Annotated in this window: 21 protein-coding genes; 8 read left to right on the top strand and 13 right to left on the bottom strand. The window is 50.3% G+C overall.

Annotation, left to right across the window (positions count from 1 at the left end; translation table 11 throughout):
- Position 1: 1 nt before the first annotated feature.
- The 13 genes from virB11 to ACXX82_RS01035 all read right to left on the bottom strand — a co-directional run bounded on the left by virB11 (position 2) and on the right by ACXX82_RS01035 (position 11,626).
- On the bottom strand, positions 2-1,054 hold the full coding sequence (gene virB11 / locus ACXX82_RS01095) for a P-type DNA transfer ATPase VirB11 (protein WP_458562193.1): 1,053 nt from the start codon (positions 1,052-1,054) through the stop codon (positions 2-4).
- Complete coding sequence (virB10, locus tag ACXX82_RS01090) at positions 1,054-2,247, bottom strand: type IV secretion system protein VirB10 (RefSeq protein WP_458562192.1); 1,194 nt, start codon at positions 2,245-2,247, stop codon at positions 1,054-1,056. Before virB10 ends, virB11 begins: the two co-directional genes overlap by 1 nt.
- Positions 2,244-3,065, bottom strand: a complete 822-nt coding sequence (locus ACXX82_RS01085; protein ID WP_458562191.1) for a TrbG/VirB9 family P-type conjugative transfer protein — start codon at positions 3,063-3,065, stop codon at positions 2,244-2,246. The genes virB10 and ACXX82_RS01085 overlap by 4 nt, the downstream gene beginning before the upstream one ends.
- Entirely contained in the window at positions 3,062-3,946 is an 885-nt protein-coding gene (locus ACXX82_RS01080) for a VirB8 family type IV secretion system protein (RefSeq protein ID WP_458562190.1), read from the bottom strand. Before ACXX82_RS01080 ends, ACXX82_RS01085 begins: the two co-directional genes overlap by 4 nt.
- Before the next feature lie 268 nt (positions 3,947-4,214).
- Positions 4,215-5,225, bottom strand: coding sequence for a TrbL/VirB6 family protein (locus ACXX82_RS01075; RefSeq protein ID WP_458562189.1), 1,011 nt, complete (start codon positions 5,223-5,225; stop codon positions 4,215-4,217).
- 11 nt (positions 5,226-5,236) lie between these two features.
- Entirely contained in the window at positions 5,237-5,551 is a 315-nt protein-coding gene (locus ACXX82_RS01070) for an EexN family lipoprotein (protein ID WP_458562188.1), read from the bottom strand.
- A 17-nt stretch (positions 5,552-5,568) separates the two neighbouring features.
- Positions 5,569-6,276, bottom strand: a complete 708-nt coding sequence (locus ACXX82_RS01065; RefSeq protein ID WP_458562187.1) for a type IV secretion system protein — start codon at positions 6,274-6,276, stop codon at positions 5,569-5,571.
- Positions 6,273-8,744 carry a VirB4 family type IV secretion/conjugal transfer ATPase gene (locus tag ACXX82_RS01060; protein WP_458562186.1) on the bottom strand — a complete coding sequence of 824 codons (2,472 nt, stop codon included), beginning with the start codon at positions 8,742-8,744 and terminating at the stop codon, positions 6,273-6,275. The genes ACXX82_RS01065 and ACXX82_RS01060 overlap by 4 nt, the downstream gene beginning before the upstream one ends.
- Positions 8,741-9,109 (bottom strand): VirB3 family type IV secretion system protein, encoded by a 369-nt coding sequence (locus ACXX82_RS01055; protein ID WP_323519649.1) that lies wholly within the window; start codon positions 9,107-9,109, stop codon positions 8,741-8,743. Before ACXX82_RS01055 ends, ACXX82_RS01060 begins: the two co-directional genes overlap by 4 nt.
- Before the next feature lie 15 nt (positions 9,110-9,124).
- Complete coding sequence (locus ACXX82_RS01050) at positions 9,125-9,442, bottom strand: TrbC/VirB2 family protein (protein ID WP_323519648.1); 318 nt, start codon at positions 9,440-9,442, stop codon at positions 9,125-9,127.
- On the bottom strand, positions 9,439-9,741 hold the full coding sequence (locus tag ACXX82_RS01045; RefSeq protein WP_323519645.1) for a hypothetical protein: 303 nt from the start codon (positions 9,739-9,741) through the stop codon (positions 9,439-9,441). Before ACXX82_RS01045 ends, ACXX82_RS01050 begins: the two co-directional genes overlap by 4 nt.
- Positions 9,742-9,891: 150 nt before the next feature.
- Complete coding sequence (locus tag ACXX82_RS01040; RefSeq protein ID WP_323519643.1) at positions 9,892-10,392, bottom strand: hypothetical protein; 501 nt, start codon at positions 10,390-10,392, stop codon at positions 9,892-9,894.
- 328 nt (positions 10,393-10,720) lie between these two features.
- The gene (locus ACXX82_RS01035; protein ID WP_458562185.1) at positions 10,721-11,626 is read right to left on the bottom strand and encodes a DUF3991 domain-containing protein; all 906 of its coding nucleotides are present in this window, start codon (positions 11,624-11,626) and stop codon (positions 10,721-10,723) included.
- Between the two features lie 380 nt (positions 11,627-12,006).
- On the opposite strand from ACXX82_RS01035, the gene ACXX82_RS01030 reads away from it, so the two are divergent.
- The 8 genes from ACXX82_RS01030 to ACXX82_RS00995 all read left to right on the top strand — a co-directional run bounded on the left by ACXX82_RS01030 (position 12,007) and on the right by ACXX82_RS00995 (position 17,510).
- Positions 12,007-12,150, top strand: a complete 144-nt coding sequence (locus ACXX82_RS01030) for a hypothetical protein (RefSeq protein WP_323519691.1) — start codon at positions 12,007-12,009, stop codon at positions 12,148-12,150.
- 47 nt (positions 12,151-12,197) lie between these two features.
- On the top strand, positions 12,198-13,082 hold the full coding sequence (trfA, locus tag ACXX82_RS01025; RefSeq protein WP_458562184.1) for a plasmid replication initiator TrfA: 885 nt from the start codon (positions 12,198-12,200) through the stop codon (positions 13,080-13,082).
- A gap of 777 nt (positions 13,083-13,859) precedes the next feature.
- Positions 13,860-14,180: a TrfB-related DNA-binding protein gene (locus tag ACXX82_RS01020; RefSeq protein ID WP_458562183.1), complete on the top strand. Its 321-nt coding sequence runs from the start codon at positions 13,860-13,862 to the stop codon at positions 14,178-14,180.
- Complete coding sequence (locus ACXX82_RS01015; protein ID WP_323519452.1) at positions 14,177-14,971, top strand: ParA family protein; 795 nt, start codon at positions 14,177-14,179, stop codon at positions 14,969-14,971. The genes ACXX82_RS01020 and ACXX82_RS01015 overlap by 4 nt, the downstream gene beginning before the upstream one ends.
- A complete protein-coding gene (locus ACXX82_RS01010; RefSeq protein WP_458562182.1) occupies positions 14,971-16,038 on the top strand; it encodes a ParB/RepB/Spo0J family partition protein in 1,068 nt (355 codons plus the stop codon). The genes ACXX82_RS01015 and ACXX82_RS01010 overlap by 1 nt, the downstream gene beginning before the upstream one ends.
- Positions 16,013-16,285, top strand: coding sequence for a hypothetical protein (locus tag ACXX82_RS01005; protein ID WP_458562181.1), 273 nt, complete (start codon positions 16,013-16,015; stop codon positions 16,283-16,285). Before ACXX82_RS01010 ends, ACXX82_RS01005 begins: the two co-directional genes overlap by 26 nt.
- Before the next feature lie 116 nt (positions 16,286-16,401).
- Positions 16,402-16,692, top strand: a complete 291-nt coding sequence (locus ACXX82_RS01000) for a TrfB-related DNA-binding protein (protein ID WP_458562180.1) — start codon at positions 16,402-16,404, stop codon at positions 16,690-16,692.
- A 104-nt stretch (positions 16,693-16,796) separates the two neighbouring features.
- A complete protein-coding gene (locus tag ACXX82_RS00995) occupies positions 16,797-17,510 on the top strand; it encodes a hypothetical protein (RefSeq protein WP_458562179.1) in 714 nt (237 codons plus the stop codon).
- Positions 17,511-18,031 lie beyond the last annotated feature (521 nt).

Below are 18,031 nucleotides of genomic sequence, written 5' to 3'. Positions count from 1 at the left end.
TTTACCCTAATTGCTTTGCAGCGAATGCCGGGTCGAAATAAACTTCGCTTACGACACGTTGCCCTGTTGGCAGTCGTTCCATTTGCACGATCACGTCAATCAGGGCATACAGCGTTTCGAGGATGTCTTCACGACTGATGCCGGCACCTTCCGGACTGGCTTTAATCATGAAAGATAGGCGCATGAACGCGAGTTTTGCGCGGTTTGCGTGGACGGTGGTAATTGTTCCTGGATGGCCGCTATTAATCACGTTCTGGATGAAGAAGAACGCTTCGTCGCCGCGTAACTCGGCCGGCAACACGCGGTCGGGGCGTTGGCGTAAGTTGCCCTCAAAAATCTGTTTTGGGGTGACCTTTGCTAAGCCCTTGTTGTCTTTCGAATACACCATGCTGACCAGATTTTCATGTGGCAGACGAGCTTCACGCACGTCTTCAACCGTGATGATTCTCTCGGTTAATGGAATGATCGCTATTAGTGCGTTGCCTAATGTTGTTTTTCCAGATCCGGTCTGACCTGACGAAATGATGTTTTTTTTCCGTAGAACAGATTGCGTCAGAAATTCTTTCCATTTTTTTGCGTGAAACAGCTCGAGCAGCTTCTTATCGTGGTCGGGTAATTCGTCTTCTATGGTTTTGCGTTCTTCGGCAGTAAGGCGCAGCGATTGCTCGCATCGAGCGTTAGCAAAGGCTTCGGTATCGATGATTTCATCGAGCGACATCACTGATGTAGAAGGGCGGCGAATAGTGATTGAAACAGTGCCGGATGGGACGGTCGGGGGCAAAACGATTTGAACGCGTTCACCGTCCGGAAGTTGCGCGGACAACATGGGTGATTCTTCTGTGATGCTTTGATTCGCCCAATTGGCAATTAGCTTAGCTGCATCCATGCACCAGTCGAAGGTGAGTGCCTCAACAAGATGTACAGTCCAGCCGACGCGGCCTTCGATGAATACCTTATGTGGTTCGTTGATACAAATTTCAGTAACGTCGGAATCACTAAGGAACCGCGAGAGCGGTTCCAAGTGTATTGCGAGGGTGGATTTTTCCTGGGTCATCACTGCTTGACCTGTACGTCATACACGTCGCGGAAATCAAGATCTCGCGCAACATAAATGGTAATGTCGGCACCTTGGTTCTTGGTCAGAGTTGGAGGAATGTTAAGGGTATTTTTTAACACGTCGCTCATGACACCTTGCGAACCTTGCACCGTATTCGGAAAGGCGATAGTGGTGTTATTACTCCCACTGCCATTGTTCTGCTGCGTAGCGGCCAAATACGTGCCAACGTCGCTAATCAAGCTGAGCATGATCGCGGCACCGAAACGGTCCCAAAAGTGATTGTCTACTATGCCATCAACGCCAGGACGACCAAGTGCATCTCCTGCCGCTGAATCGACATCGACCAAAACATGATTCGGCGTTTCGCCGCGAGTCCACAAGATACCGACACGTCGTTGACCTTGCGCCATGCCGAATTTCTGTTGACCGACCCATTTCGTCCCGCGTTCCAGCAGCAGTACCTTATGGTCTGCGCTGTACACGTCCTCTTTCTGGATGCACGTTACGATGCCTGGTAGCGTCGTGTCGATTGCAGGTAGAACGGTGCACGGAATTCCGGCACCCATCGTAATCATGAAGCTTGGGTCTGGCAGGATATATGCTTTAGCATCGGAAAAACGGGAGGCTTGAAGCGACTTCGAAAGTGGGTCACTGGCACCAGAGGAGTCACTGCTTTGACTGGTGCGTGCGCCAGTACCAGAACCGGCCGCGCCAGGGGAATTGCCGACCGCCGATCCAGCACTACCTGAAGCGCTATCCACTTTGAAGAACACTCCGGAGCCCAGTCGGCGATTTAGATTTATTTGCGCGGGGGTGAGCACCGGTTTTCCATCTGTACCGACCGTGGCACCGTTGGCGGCGATCATTGGCGGGGGTGGGGAAGTTGCGGGGGGCGTATCAGAAAATGCTGGCGGCATCAGTGGGGGTAGGTTGGTTGCAATGGCATGATTCCCATCTTTTTGTGTAGAGGCTTGCGCCTCTTTACGTTTTTCATAAATGGCGGCGTAATACTTGAAAAGTAAAAATCCAACGAGAAAAATTACCGCTGCGCCGATCACAAGGTTTGTGATCTTTGTTTGGACGCCAAGTCCTTTATTTACGGAAGTTACGGAGCGCTCGCCATTGACTGTGCTACGTTCATTTGTTGCATCATTGGCATCTTGATTGCGACTACGGAAAGGAAATTTCATTGCGGTTCTCCCTTCTTAATAATGCGCTCGACGTTCGGTGATACCGTGTTTGTCGTGGATCGCGTACCTACGGCGTCGTAGGATTCATTGAAAATGCAGGTAACGAGCTCGCCTGAGCGGAATACGAACTTGCGCGCAACTGTGTGAATTGTCAGAGTGCCGTCAGGCTCAGTATTGAAGTTGGCCAAGTGTTCTTTACCATCCTCACTGACTGTGTAAACGGCCGGGGTAATACGATGCGCGGCAAAGCGGAAATAAGTCGCTGTGCCATCGTCCCATGCCTCATAAGGGGTGAGGTCGTCCGATCCTTGAACTGAGTAGTGCCGGTTCTTTGCGGTCGCAGTACCACCACGGTTCAATAGATCGCGCGCCGTGGTCCGGCTTGCTGCTGCCGCACGGCGGGCCGCGTCTTCGTCGGGATAGCGATACCAAACTGTCAGATAGTTGGTCTGGCCTTTGCCAGCGATCTTCATATCGATGCTGTAGACGCGCTTGTCAGTGATGACATGTACGTTTGTGTTTGGACTAGTTACCTTTGGTTTTATGAAAAAACCATTGCCCGCTGTCGTGACGCCCACGCCCCATGCGTCTGTGTCGCCGCCACTCAAATCACGGACTTTTTCGCCCTTTTCGAACATGACGAGGGTATCAGCGCCGACGCGCCCATAGATCGTTACAACGTTGTTTGCGTCGTAATCAACGAAGCGAACACGGGTATCGCCTGGCGCGGCGTGGGCTGGCTGCGACGCAAGCGATGGCAGAGAAATGGCGACGGTCATGCTCACGCCTACGCAGAAAGCTAGAGGTTTGAGATTCATTGCGCACTCCCTGGCTTAGCCACGTGAGCCGATATCTGAGGGGCGGCCAAGGCCGCTAGCGAGAACGGTGTCGGTTGCTGTGGTGAGGGCGTTAGTAGCGATGTGTTGGCACTGGCGCCAATGTCCGCATCAACTTGGTAGTCTGTGACCTCGAAGCCAAGATCATTCACACGGCGGTCGCGTTCCTTTGTAGGCGCATTGACCCAATGGAAGGGAATTGTTGCGATCCATGACGTAGGTGGGCCGACCAGTTGATCGTTGCGTTTGATGGTCCGCGTAAAGCCAGCGCGAACACTGGTCGCAACACCGTCAGAGTTCCGGTTGATTGTGATAGCACCAAGCTCGATACGGGCCTTGCCGTCTTTCTTGTAGTAATTGAGGGGAGACTTCAAATTTGCTGTATCCCAATACGCACCCCATTGCTGTTGAAGTTGCGGCGTCATGAAGGCGGCCGCATCGTAATAGTTGTCTTCGGCGGTGTCATAACTGTAATTCTCACGTGCACGCATGAAGGTTGCGACGTTGCGCCGAATCGTTGCATCTTCTGGCGTTTGTTGGAATTCTTTCAGGGAAATGAGCCGTTCCGTTGCGCCTGTTGTTCTGTCAACGCGAAGGATCTCGGGCGGTGGAGCGGGGCGGAATGCCGTCCCGACCGCTGTAAGGGCGACCACCAGGGACAGTAATCCAAAGGCACCAGCACCGAAAGCAACACGCCAAGCGATAATGCGCGATTTCTCTTTTCCTTCGGCCTGGCTATCAGCCCAAGAGGCTGAATTTTCGAGTAGTACCTGAATATCGTCGTGCGCTTCAATGAACTGACGTAAGTCATTTAATTGCTGCTGTAGTTTGTCGTCAGGTGTTTCTTTGTTGGCTTCAGGCATGAGATATCCCTTAGTTAAGCAGTCGCGTGCGAGCCGCAACTAAGATGCGTTATGCCTGCTTGCGGAGGTTGATTTACAGGACGACGGTTAGCGCCGTCGCAGGTAGGGGGAGCGCTGACACAGCCGGCTAGTAGAGCCAAGGCAAGAAGTACAGCGACCAGAGCTTTAGAACGCATGGTTTTCCTCTCGTGAAAAACAAAAAACACGACACAAAATATCATGTTTTGTACAAACATAAAATCTTGTTTTGTATTATCGATTTAATCGTTTATGATTGATTAATGGAATTGCGGCTTCGGTTCTTATAGGCGCTGTAGGCCCGACCCCCCGTAGCATTCCACCCGGCACGCGTCGCTTTCTTTGTGCCAGCGGCTGCGCCCCGTTTGCCACCGCGATAACCAGCACTTGCCAGCTCACGACCAGGACGCGACAGCACGGACAAGCCAAGCCTGCCCGTGCCATAGGAAGAAAGCGAAATGCCGCCGGCCAAGCCGGCCGCGATGCTTGGAAGTTGCGCGGTCACAAGCAAGGAAACGGTACCCATAATCAAGAATGGAAAAATCTGATCGATTTGAGCTGTACTGGATATCGCAGTGGCGCCACCCGCAGCACGTTGAAAAAGCGTCATTACGAACACGTTTGCTGCGATCACCAACACCATGAGCAAGAAATAGTTCGAGAGTTGTTGAATCCACGAATTGAAAAAATTGGCGGTTGGCTGGAACAAGAGCGAGATAATGAATAGTGGGCCGAGCGCAATAATCAGCGAGAGCGCAATTTTTGCCAGCATGATCAAGAAGAACGCATAGGCAGTAACTGCAATGGTGATGATCCAAACCAGCAACGCAACCATATACATCCCAAAGTCGCCGTCGATAATGCCGCCCTTGTCCCAAAACGTTTTCCCGATTTGGAAGCCCTGATCGAGAACTTGGTCGAGGCTGTTAATCGCGGTGCTGTTGCTTGTTGAGTTAGTAAGCACGGATGCCAGTTGTTCGGGGCCATTAAAAAACGTGTCCGTTACATAGGTGTTGTACTCTGCCAACTGAATGCCGATGCCGAAAATGAAAGCAATCTTCATGAGCCGCACCGCTGCTTCGAGGATTGGCTCTTGAATCAACCCGCGCATACTTGCGACACCCCACAAGATCACGTACACGCTCAGAAGTGTGTACGCTGCCGGTGCAATGGCAGAAGCCACAGCAGCCACGTTTGCGCCTATGTAGCTGTTGCACACGCCATTTACATAGGTAAAGCCATCTTGGTAGGTCATCGACATAGTTCTATCCCCTACTTGCTCTTGGTGCCGCTCTTGACATTGGAAGGCGGCGATATGTCGAGCCTAGGGAAATTGCCAGATCCGGAAGTCGCCATGCGTGTGGACTGCTTTGCGTTGACACAGTTCGGTTCGGTACCAAGTCGACCGGGATCGTTTGCGCAGAACAACAGCACCTTTTCGCGAACGTCAGGCTGTGCGGTGAATTCCTCGGCCGTCATGATTCGATCCAGAAACGGAATCTGCGTTGGCTTGCCGGAACACCCGGCAAGCAATGCAGCGAGGGATAGGAGAGAGGCGAGGGGGAGGGTAGTTGGAGTAACTTTCATCTAATTCACTTTCTGGTTTAGTGGGCGACTGAAGTGTCGGTCCGAGGGAAATTACCGCTGCCACTCGTTTGGGCCCGTAATTCGTTGGCCATAACTTTTTGTGCCTGGCCTTGTGCGGCTGTTAGCTGCGCCACGGATTGAAGCTGCGCCTGATCATTTGCAAGTCCGGCCTGTTCGGACTGAATACGAGCCTGCAAATCCATGACGGCCTTCGGGTCAGTCTGGCCGTTAAGCGAATTGGTAAGCGTCTGCAGTGTGTTCACGCGCTGCGCTGCAGTAGTGTAAGCAGCTTGTCCCATCGCCTGTTGGGAGGCCGACAAATTACGAATTTTCTCCACGTACTGCTGCATTTGGGGCGTCATAGTCGAGGTTTGTTGCTGCGACAAGACCGATTGCGCGTTTTTGATTTGCTGCGCAGCTTGGGCTAGCCCCCCGTAGCTTGTACCGGCACCTTGATTTAGCGTATTCATTGCGCTATTCCAGTCGGATGGCAGGTAGGTCCGATTGCCAGGCAGAAGGTTTGCCATGCCTCGGTCCCCAGTCATCGAACTAATCTGATTTTGCATTTGTGAATATTGCTGTTGCCAAGCAGCGACTTGTTGCATCGCTTGTCCAAGATTGGCTACGTCGAGAACCGGAAGGCCAGTGGCAAAAACCGGATTGAAAGAGGCTGCTACGGAAACAAAGACGGCGAGCGTGGCCAGCTTGCGATGGGTGATTTTCATGCTGCTTTCCTATGTTCTTCGAAAAGAGGAAGCCACTTATCTGTAGCCTCACCGTACTGCGCGATCAACTTTTCCATGAATTCGATATTGGCTTTTCGGCTAGACAACACCGACAATTCATAATCGAAGCCTTTGAGGTCGAGTTGAGCGACTACCGAGTGATGCCCTTGTTTAATCAGAAACATGCGCGAGCCTTCAGGGATTTCTTCCTTGATGAGTCGATATTCGCGTTCGGATAAATTCAAACCTCCTTCCGTATATTCCTCATACTTTGCGTCAGGGTTGGGGAATAGAATTTTGGTCGGCGTTTGTTCGATAAGCGTGCGACTGATTGGGTGGTTCAAAGCGTCGCTGGGGGATTGTGAATCGAGCACCACAAAGCCGTTTTGTTTACGGATTGTCTTGAGCTGATCCTTTGCGAAGCCAGCGAATTGCGGATCTCCCAGAGACTTCCAGAACTCGGCAATGAACAATGCCAAGCGTCGGCCGTCGATCAAACGATCCGTCAAATGGAACAGGTGCATATTGATCGGTGTACGTAGTTCAGGTACATCAAGGAAGGCGGTAATGTCAAAGCCGGTCGTGAGCGCTGAACCGAACGAATCAATAAGGCTATCTGTTGCGTTGTCGAACACCCAGGCGTTCGCACCATCAGGGCGGCCAGCTTCACGTGAATAGCACCATTTGGCGAGGCGTCCATGTACGCTACCTTGCCCTTTTGTCAGATAGTCAAGGACGCGGCCAAGGCGTCGGTATTCCTTGTCGAGCCGAAACACCGATGCGATAGCCCGTTCGATTTCGTTTTCTTCGGTGATGGATAGTGGCTCGCTGTCGATTTCGATGCCGCTTTCGACTAGGCGCGGACGCGTGACAAGCTTACGAACGAGCCGGTTGAGATAGGCTGTCGTGCTTGGGTCGTCATCATTAAGCCAAAACGGATTCCAGCCAGTTGGAACGCCGGTTTTGATCGGGTAATACTTGCCACCTAACGCACGAATGACGATCTCAGTGTCACGATCTTTTGTAAACAGGATCGAGGTGACGCCAAATTTTTGCAGCATGCAAAGATTGAACGCGATCCATGCGGTTTTCCCTGAGCCGGTTGGGCCCAGAACAAGCGTATGTCCAACGTCCTTTTTGGTACCGCCGTCTTCGTCGTTTGGGTCGGCCGCGTGAAAGCTGAAATAGTAGGGCGTCCCGGCTGACGTTATAAACATCGTAAGAGCGTCGCCCCAATGATTGTTTTGACGGCGCCCCATAGGAAAGTTATGCAACGGTGCAAAGCCGCACAAGTTGCGGCTGTTAATAGCGGCGATACGAGGTCGCATTTTAAAATTAGCTGGAAGTTGCGCCCAAAAAGCGGATGCGACAGCAAGGTCTTCACGCGCGGCAACGATGCCGCCTTCCGATAGTGCCGTGCGTGCTATGGAAATATTATCGGATAGCTCGCGCAGGTTAGCTGCCTTGACGAACAAATTGAAGTGGTGGTCGCCCATGACGAAACGGCGTGATACCAAGTCATCAAGCGCATCGTCAATTTCGTCTATTTGTGACCTAGCATCGTCACCGGCATTGTTCATGCGGTTTTTTGCACGCTTGAGTTTTCCGCGCGCCGTGTCCTGCTGCAAGAAAGAAAATGATTGGGTTAGTACAAACGAAAATGGCACCGTCAGCAGGTGATTCAGGAAGACTGACTTGGTTTCTGGTGGGTACGCATTGATGCCCAGCATCGCGCCGTATGTTGTCTTTGTCGGATGCCGGATTTCGATTGCTTCATTGCCGAAGAACGGGCGCGAAGTCGGGATCAAGGTCCGTAAGGGAGCTTGCGCAAGCGGGATGCGTTGCCATTCACCATTGACCAAATACGCGAAAAACTCCATCGGTTCGGTGAACAGAACGCCGTTATGCTTATAGACCGACAAACGTTCTGCGTCATAGCGTATTAATGAGCTTTCAAGTTCCGATACGACTTTGTTAAGGGTGTCGATCGATTCTTCTCGCTCCTCAACTAATGCATTGTTATCGCCTGATGCGATAAGCCTCCAAAGTGCATTTCCGACTCTCGAAGGTTGGGGGCGATAGACAACAGTCAAATACAGTTCGTTGACCATCAACGCTTCGCCGCCTACGCGCGCAGCGTATTTAGTGTTCAAGTTTTTGGCAAAGCCTTCAGGGAAATCACCCTTTGGATAGGTGTTTTCTTCGCGTCGAACGATATGCTGCCAGATCGCAATATTTTGCGAAGCAACGCTGCGAAGCAGTCCGTTGAGGCGTTCGTGCCAGTTATTCACTTGGTCATCGTCTGCGCTCTCGAAGCTGGCACCAGTTAATCGGAGAACCTGCACATAGTCACGGTTCTCCGTCATAACTGTTGTCGGTGTCAAGTGGACCGCATAGGGAATATTTTTCGAGACAACCGGCTCGCGTCGTAGTGCCTTCTCACGTTTAACATCAATCGAAGTGCTCATTTCGATAGCGCCTTTTTAAATTTTCTTCTACTACGGAAAGAAGGTTTTTTGCCGACGTGGATTTCGAGCGGGCTAAACGTCGCGGCCTTCCAATAAAAGAAATTACGGAGGAACGCAGCACCTTTGGTTGGACCCCACTGAATTAGGAGTTCAAAGGTACGTGGGTCGCGTAGACAGATTAGGTAGCAGATACCGTGAATCGGAATGAATAGAAGCAACCAAACCAAGTTGCGCGTCCATACAAAGGCTTCCATCGTGACAATCACGTTCAAAATGAACGCTTGCCAAGTGACACCCCAAAAGGTCGTGGGACGGGTTGGCCCCACGAACAAGGTGTCAACGGTAATACCGTCGTTCTTGTTCATGAAACCTCCGGAGTATCAGACGCCGAACAGGCCGCGAATCCAAGAAACGACTTGCTGATTGCCGAAGACCAGGACAATCCCAATAACAAGACCGCCAAACCAAAGCCAGGAAATTTTGCCGAACCAGCAGATCACGCCGACCGCGATCAGCGCGAGGCCAGCGATAGGGGCAACGATGGTAAGAATGTCAGCGGAGAGGCCAGTTGTGCCGCCCGCGAAAGGTGAGGCAGCGAAAGCGAGAGAGGGGAAAAGTGTAGCAAGAAGGAGGAGGGAAATCGCTTCACGGCGCTTGAGGGCGCCGGCCTTGCATAGAGTTCTGATGTGCTTCGTCATGGATCCCTCTTCAAAAGTAACCGTAGTGAAATAGGTGCATCTGGAAAATCCAGTTCCTTTAGAAATGCAACTAAGGTATTTAGGTTCGGCCAGAGACGGGGCGTTTTTCTCGCGCTCGTCAGTATGAAGTCACCTTTTTTAAACGTTAAGGTCATCACGAGGATGAACCGACCGTCTTCTGTTTCCTCAATCTGGAAACTGTCTATACCTCTCTTTTCGTCGGTGCTCATTCGTGAAGATTCCGTGGCTTCGCTCGAAATGGCTAGATAGTTGAGAAGTTCTTTCTCAGTGATGTTCATAGGGACTCCGTCTACAAGAAGAACGAATTGTAGCGCGAAGTCTGAGTTTTGTTGATACGGGGTTGCCAGATGAGTTTTACTAATATACGTATAGTGTATCAACAAAAATGGCAAAAGTGTAGTATCAATTTGACTTAAATTGATTTTGCATTAATTTATTAATTGATTTTCATCTGAATGTCGCAACCAGAGAGACGCTTGGGATTCTCCATCAGCCTTCACCTGAGCGCGTTTATAAACGTCCCAAAACGGTGCTGGTTGTGCCGTATCAGATACCAAATTATTTTTTGTTCGTGCTTGCAGACGAACGGGTAAAGATGTTTTTGAGGAAACTAGCGGTTTATCAAAGGCAGCGAGTTCGACGTATAGTGCATTAAGGTTCTTGGTATGTCGGTCTGCCTCTTGGCGGAGTGCATCGAGTTTGGTTAATGGTTGTTTGGTGTTGGTTGCATCGGTAAGCGACTGTTTGGTGCTCTCGAATGCCTTTATTTCCGTAGCCAATTCGATTTTCAGAATTTGATGGCGCGTATCATCGCGCGTTTTTTGCGTTGCTTGATCGATAGTAGGGAATGTGCCTTGTGCATAGGCCGTGAAGGGTAAGGCACTGAACAAAGATATGATCGCGGTAAGCAGAAGAGTCGCCGGTCTCATGGCTGATTACCAGTGAACAGGTTCATACATTCTGTTATTGGTGTAGGCGCTGATAGGTACTGCGGAAATAATACTTTCCGATATGGATATAGTTTCATCATCAAGCCCTTATTTGAAATAAAAAACTTAAAACTTAAAACTTAGAGGCTTTGATTACGATCATCGTCGATCCATTTCTCGCAAACGTCTTAAAGACGATAAGGCTCCAGCGATGAGTGGTCGAATGTATATACATATTGCCGTATGGCAATATGTGAGTGCTGCGTGATCAAATAGTTCAAAACATACCAACCAAAATCGTTAGAGCTAAGGGAGTAAAGATGTGTTGTCAGCGTTCAGCCGTGGGAGTTTTTTCTGTTGTGCGCTGGGCCTTGAGCTCGTCGTTCCAGTCCTTGCCCTGTGCCGGTCGCAACCGTTCAACAGGGGCATTCACTGCTTCCCGGAGGGTTACGCCATGGCGTTCGCCGGCCTTGTCGTTGTCAAAGCCATCCACGATTTTGAAGCCATTTTCGTCAAGAGCTCTTGCAGCTGCGGTCATCACCTCGCGACTACTGCCGGCCGTGCCAATAACTAAGGCTTTAGGGTTGAGCGCTTGATAGCTCATGGCGTCAATGGCCGACTCGACAAACACGGCGGTCTTTGACTGCGATGTGCCAGTGAAGAACAATCCTTTTTCGCCACGCACCCCATGAAATGGCTTGTCATATGTACCGCGTAATTCAGCACCGATTTGGTTGCCTTCGAGGTCGCGCAAGCTGAACACGGCATTCGCGTACTTGTCGGACCATAAGCGCCCTTTGTTGATCGCGTTATCGACTATCGGCTCGGGAATTCCACGTTTTCCGATTAGATAAGCTTTCACTCGGTTGAGTGTGGCGGGGTCCTGTTCTGGTACCGCGAGCTTGGGTGCCTGCGTCTCATCAAGAATGCGGCTTGCGTGCTTGACTGCTTCAGCCTGGTATTGCTGAATAGCAGCATCGCGGCTGATGTTGCCGCCAAGCCAAGCAACTGCGTCTTTAAATTTGAAGCCGCCCAATTGTATTGCTAGGTCGATGGCACCGCCGCCGCCTCTTTCAAGATCATGATTGTAGAACTTGTCATCCGTGATCGTTATACGGCCGGCGTGCGTTTTCCAGTTGCGCTTAGGGTCGGTTGGGTCTCGTTCGGCTCCAAAGCGTTCGAGGATCGCATCAAGAGGGATCTCACGTGCCTTTGATATTTCGAGCTTGTCCATTCTTGCGGCTCCTACAAAACATGAATTATTGCTTATACGGAAAGTAATATTTTGTTTTGTTAAAAGCGATAATAGCACAACTCAAAAGGTAAATAATACTATTGACTTACCATTTTAGTCTATTTATACTTTGACGCATGTCGGAGGGTGTTTGAATTGTTTCAAGCGCACCGCAGTGCTCGATAATCGGTCCGCAGTAGAAAAGACAAAGCCCCGGACGGCGGCAACCGTAGCGAGGCTTTTAACCAGACCCTAACTAGACGGAGATAGAGTGTCGGCTACTGATAATTTTACGTGTACTCAAGCAACGCCGCTAGATCATTTTGCGCCCGCTACTCAGCGTGATTCAAATTGCGGTTTCAGCGGAGAATGAAAGCATAATGGCAAAGACAATCATTCTTGGCGTACTCGGCGCGGCGTTTGCTTACGCTGTTATGCAAAAGCGGCTTGGGCGGATCGTTGGAATAATTGCGGCTCTAGCCTTGTTCGGCGCCGCACTATGGCTAGGAGTGCCGCATGATTAGAGAAGAAACTGGCGACAAAGAAGCCCGCCTATTACGGAGGTCGAGAAATGGCTGTTGAGACTTTTAAACCGTTGAGCGATGCTTTGGCTTCGCTAACTTTCAACCGGGCGAAAAGAGAAAAAGAAGCCCCACCCAAGAAAGAAGAACCGAAAATTCAACTTGCGTTGGAATTGTGGCCGGATCAAGTCCGAGGTGTCCCAAACGCCGCTTTGCGCGGGTCACTTTTCTCTATCGCCCAGGAAAGAACTATTGCAAAGAAGCGCGAATTACTCTCTTCGGTAGGCGGGATTGAAATCCGGTTTAAAGGCGAAAAATTCAATCAGACCGATTTAGATGTGTTGGAAATGCTCTTGCATTACGGCCGGAAAAAGCCGCTGGAAAGTTGCGTGGAATTCACCGGCAATCAACTATTGACTGACCTTGAGCGAGGTCTCGGCGGGCAAGACCATGAGCAACTCAAGGAAGAAATTGCGCGGTTGATGGGCGGCGTTGTGGAAATCACTTGGAAGAAAGAAAAAAAGACGTTTTCAGGGACATTGGTAAAAAACGTATACCGGGATGAAGAAACACAACAATACGTTGTCATTTTTGATGAAAAAATGCTTTCTCTGTACGAGGACGGCTATACATATGTGGACTGGCAGCAGCGCCGCGCATTGGGTAAAAATAACCTGGCTAAATGGCTACATGGTTTTTATGCTAGTCATGCTGACCCGTTCCCCTACAAAGTGCTAACCATTAAAACGCTTTGCGGAAGTACCACCAAAAGGCTTGGCGATTTTAGGAAAGCGCTACGAAACGCGCTCGATGAACTTAAAAAAATTGGGGCGATACGAGACTGGCAAATTGACGAGCAAAGCGACCTTGTAACCGTAATGAAAACACCGGTAGCGCAAGCCATCGCCGGCAAAAAGAAAGTTTCTGCGGGATAAACAAAGCACGGGGTATCGTTCCCGATGCACGGGGTTTCACTCCCGGTCTACGAGGATTTCTCCACGCCAAAACAAGCCAAAGCAGTAGGAATTTGACACGGGGTATCGTTCCCGAGGAATTTGGTTATGACTTAGATATTAAAAACAGATGCGAGCCAAGAGATTACGCACGGGGTTCCACTCCCGGTGATACGGGGTTACGCTCCCGATGTCGCGGGGTATCGTTCCCGATCCACGGGGTATCGTTCCCGATGTCGCGGGGTTGCGCTCCCGCTTACACGGGGTTCCACTCCCGGCAATACGGGGTTGCGCTCCCGACAACACCCATTGTTTTCATAGACGTTATCCACAGACGCTAATCTTTTATTAATCTATATTTTAATAAGCTTTTAATCGGACCAGCAACAGCTTCAATTCCAGACCCCCGCAAGCGGGAGTAAATCGCGCTTCGCGCTTGTTAGCCCCCAAAACGACAAAACTACGCCCCCATCCTACGGAGAGGGGCAGACGCCCGCAAACGGGCTTGCTGACCCCCGGGAAAGGTAGTCGAAACTTCAAAAGTGACCTCTCTTACAAAAGACATCGATAGCTACTACGGAAAACAAATGTTGATTTGAGCAAAGGCTGTTGTAAAAAGGTTCAAATATCTATTTACTTACCATTTTGTTTAACCTAAAATAATCTCGTGTTGGTAATTTGAGTGCGACGGGCGGCAACCTGGCGGGACCGACTAACGAGACGGAGTTAGGAGATAAATGATTACTTCGAGGAACAGCGATGCGAGGCAAGAAACGGTTGACGGCCCAGGAATTCGAGGCGCTGCGTCCTCTCCTTTCCCGGCTAAAAGAGCGCAACGTGCATGCACTTCAACAAATCCTTGTGGACGGACGTTCACAGACGGAAATTGCAGGGGTATTAGGCGTTACGAACAAGGCAGTAAGTCAGATGGTCGGCAAAGCATGGCAGTTTCACATAGACCACGGCTCGCGACCCAATGGATGGACGAGTATTAGCGTCACGTTGCCGCCTGACATGGCGGATATGGTCAAGGACATGGAACGCAAGGCGCGAGAAAATCTAACTAAGGGGCACTCATGAAGAAGCTGGTTTTCGTGAATCAGAAAGGTGGTAGCGGTAAATCTATCCTTTCGTATAACAAGGCTCATTACTTGGCCGAGCAAGGTAAGCGCGTATTGTTTATCGATGGCGATGAACAAGCCAACAGCAGCAAAAGTCTAGCTGAGTACGCAATACCAAGTATGGGTGCAAGCGTTCTTTTTAGTGAGACACCGATTAAATTGCCGACCATGCCGCAACAAATCGTTCTGTTACGTGGGGACTCAGGCTTACGCCAGGTTGAGAAGTCCGATAAAGGCGACGATGAGCTCGTGACAACGTTACGGGCACGGTTGGCCGACATTGCAGACGGTTTCGACTATGCAGTTATAGATACGGCGGGGGCAAATAGCCGGGTGGCAAATGCACTTGTTGTGGCAAGTGACTATGCGGTTTTACCGTGTCGCATTGATCCGTACAGCATTGACGTTGCTACAGAAGTGCTTAAACGGATCATGTTCATTCAAAAGAAATGGAATCCAAATTTGGTGAATCTTGGAATTTTGCCGAATGAATATGACACTAATTCTCCGGCACAAGACGAATGGCTTAAACAAATTATGTCGGCTTACAAGCAATTTGTTATTGGTGCTTTTGTGACTAAGCGTTCCGCATACCGTGAAGCGTGTGGAGCGGGCGTGCCAGTATGGCGCTTGGAGTCTGACAGCGACGATGACAGTGGCAAAGGCAAGGTTAAGACCGCAGCGCGCACGGCTGGGCGAGAAGTAAAGGCTGTCTTCAAGATGATGCAGGACCGAATGGAGAAAGCGTAATGGCAAAAAATAAACTAGATCTTACTGGGTTGGGTAATTTGGCTGCGCTCTCAGAAGGAAGCGAAACAGCATCGAATGGTGAGCCGTTGGAATTGTTGCTTACGGATGTAATTGAAGATCCCAATCAACCACGCAAATTCTTTTCCGAAGAAGCCATCGAAAGCTTGGCGGTGCAGATTCGCGCATCGAAGGTGCGGTCGCCTATCTCAGTGAAGCCGATGAACGTGGACGGCAAATACATCATCAACCACGGCGCGCGGCGTTACCGTGCATCGATCCGGGCTGGCAAGACGACTATCCCCGGCTTCATTGATGAAACGCACGACGATTATGACCAACTAGCCGAGAACATTCAGCGTGAAGACCTAGCACCGTTAGAGATTGCAATGTTCATCCAGAAGCGTATCGCCAAGGGTGATAAGAAAGGTGACATTGCCGTGAAGCTAGGGCAAAAAGCGTCGTTTGTATCCGAGCATTTGCCGCTAGTCGATGCGCCTGAATTCATTCAAGTGCTTGCGCGTGACAAGAGCGTTGGTGTTCGGACCTTGTACGACTTGATTAAAGCGTATGCCGATTTTCCTGCCGAAGCGGAAACTTACGTCGCGTCTGCGGAAGAAATAACGAGGGCAGGGGTCACGGCTTTGATCAAAGGTTTGAAGGCACCGGTTGTATCACCAACAAGCGCGGGCTTGAATGGATCAGAAGCAGAGCTTCGAATCATTGACGAAGGCCAACAGGCAGCAGCAAATGGCGCACAGGCGCCCGAAAATGGGTTGAGTGATGGGGCGGTGCCGGATTTAGCAGCAAACAGCATGGCTGCGCTTACAGGCAGCGCCGATGATAAAGCCACCGAGCCAAACAAGCCGGTGACTACAAAGACGCAAGAAGTAGTAAAGAAACTCGCTATTGTCATTAAGGACGGCGAACGGATCGCAACGGTTATGCATAGCCGCAAGGTTGAGATCCTCTACAAGGATACCGGCGAAGTGGCCGAGATCGATCTGGCCGCCGTCGAGATCGTCGGCACGGAGGTAATACACCATGAAAGTTCTACGGGGGCTTCTTAACTTGGTGCGGTTCGTCCTGTTCTCGCTCCTGATTTTCGTCCGCCCCATCTTCGGGGCGGTCTTCGGGCTGGCGTCGGGCTTGTGCCTGTTGGGCTTCCTGTTCTGCGCGTTCTTTGTCCGCGACCAGCACACACCGCTATGGGCGTTCCTGGTTGCCGGCATCGCGTCTACGATGGTGCTTTGGTTCTATGACGCGCTGTTGTCGTTCCTGGCACCGGATGGTTACGTCATGATCGCGGAGCGGTAAGCGATGCAAAAGCGTCGGGATAGCGTTCCAGTTTCGAGGATGCGGAGAAGGTGCTACGTGACGTGGCCCGTATTTTCCGTGTTGTGGATTGAGTAATCTAAAGGTTCAAAATTAGCATGAAGAAAATTCGACTGACGGCCGAGCAATTTGATGCGCTCGTTGGCAAGACTAGGCTAAAAGAAAAGGGCATCGCTTACGCGCGTGCCGCGTTGGTTGACGGTCGCGGATACACCGAAATCGCCAATGAACTAGGCATAGGCCGCGCCGAGGTCTATCAGGCTGCGAACATTATTTTGAAGCAATTCGAGCCTGAAGGTTTCGAGTCGCACACATACACTGGACCTGCCGAAATGTTCGCTAAAATTGAGAGTGTCGTCGCGGAGTTTGAGGGCGTCCGAGTCGCTTAGGTAGGGGAGCCATTCGTTAAGTTGGGAGCGGGTTGCATAAAAATTAATACTAAAAACTAATAAATTTCAGATATGCAATCAATTTTTTGGGGCATGGACGCATCATGGACACATGGCATATCGACGTAACACAAAAGTTGATTCAGTACTGCTACAGTCGATCACAACTCAAGCTTGCTCAGCCAAGCCTTCAATCTATTATACAAAGACAAGAATTCGCAAAGTTTCATTATCACGAAGCCAATGACCTATTCAGTGCGTTTGCATCAAAACGATTGTCCGGCTCGTCTATTTTGCAAGTGGCATTCGGCGTAGAGATTATTCGTGATGATTTCTATTTATTTATGACAAAGTTTGGCGCGCATGTGCTCGCGTGCCTTCAGAGTTTGCACGCTATCCCTGACATCCTCGCGCACGCGATCTACTACTCAACGGGACTAGATCGCTCTGGAAAACCAATAAAGGAGGCGGCTATCAACGTGAAAACCGTTCTTGAGCGCCTGGAGCAAACGTCCGACCTTGAAGAAGTCTGCCGATATCTGACTTCGCTTGTCGATGATGGCTACTTTGGCCATCTTACCGCCCTATCGAATCACAGCAAGCATAGGAGCATTATTCCTACTTCGCTCTCCGAGGACATGACCGGCAAAGTACCAGAACGTCATCAACTAAAATTGGCGGCATTCACCTATAAGAAGGTCAACTATCCTGAAACTTGTGCGCGCGATTTCATTGAGTTGGAGTTCAATCGCATCTCAAAACTCGTTGTTGATATAGGAAACGCAATAAATACGGTACTTCATGCCAGATCACCCTAAAAGGATTGGTATTTTATCTGCACTTAGCGTGAGCACGCCAACATGAAACGCGAATCAGCACCGTCATTTTTACTTAATGCGATCCAGAATGAGCGTCAAATGTGAGTATAGCCATTTTCAAACGCGAGCCACTACATGTAACGGCTCGCATTTGAAAACGGGCGTGCTAGCATTCGACGCCGTTTTCGGCTCACAATAACTGCAAGTGAAACGGCGCTCGTGCTCACGTTATCTGCAAATGAGCTTGTAATCGACTGCGCCGGCTAGCATTCCACGGCGACGTGCTCACACTAACTGCAAATGAAATTCCTGAGTAAGTTGACAGACCGTTATCGACCCCAAAGCGGTCGATCAATTAATGCTGGAATATCGCTACGTGGGTAGCAACCGCGCAAGCCGGACTTCCGCACTTTCGGACTTGGAATCTTTGTACAAACTATCTAACTAGTGACTCGACCATGCCGAATCATTTCTTAAAAGCAGGCGCCAGCTTGTCAAGAACCTGGAGTTCGTGCTTCACT

This window comes from Glaciimonas sp. GNP009 (genome assembly GCF_054343755.1).
The sequence above is the reverse complement of the archived record's forward strand: the minus strand, read 5'-3'. Positions and strand labels throughout refer to the sequence as shown.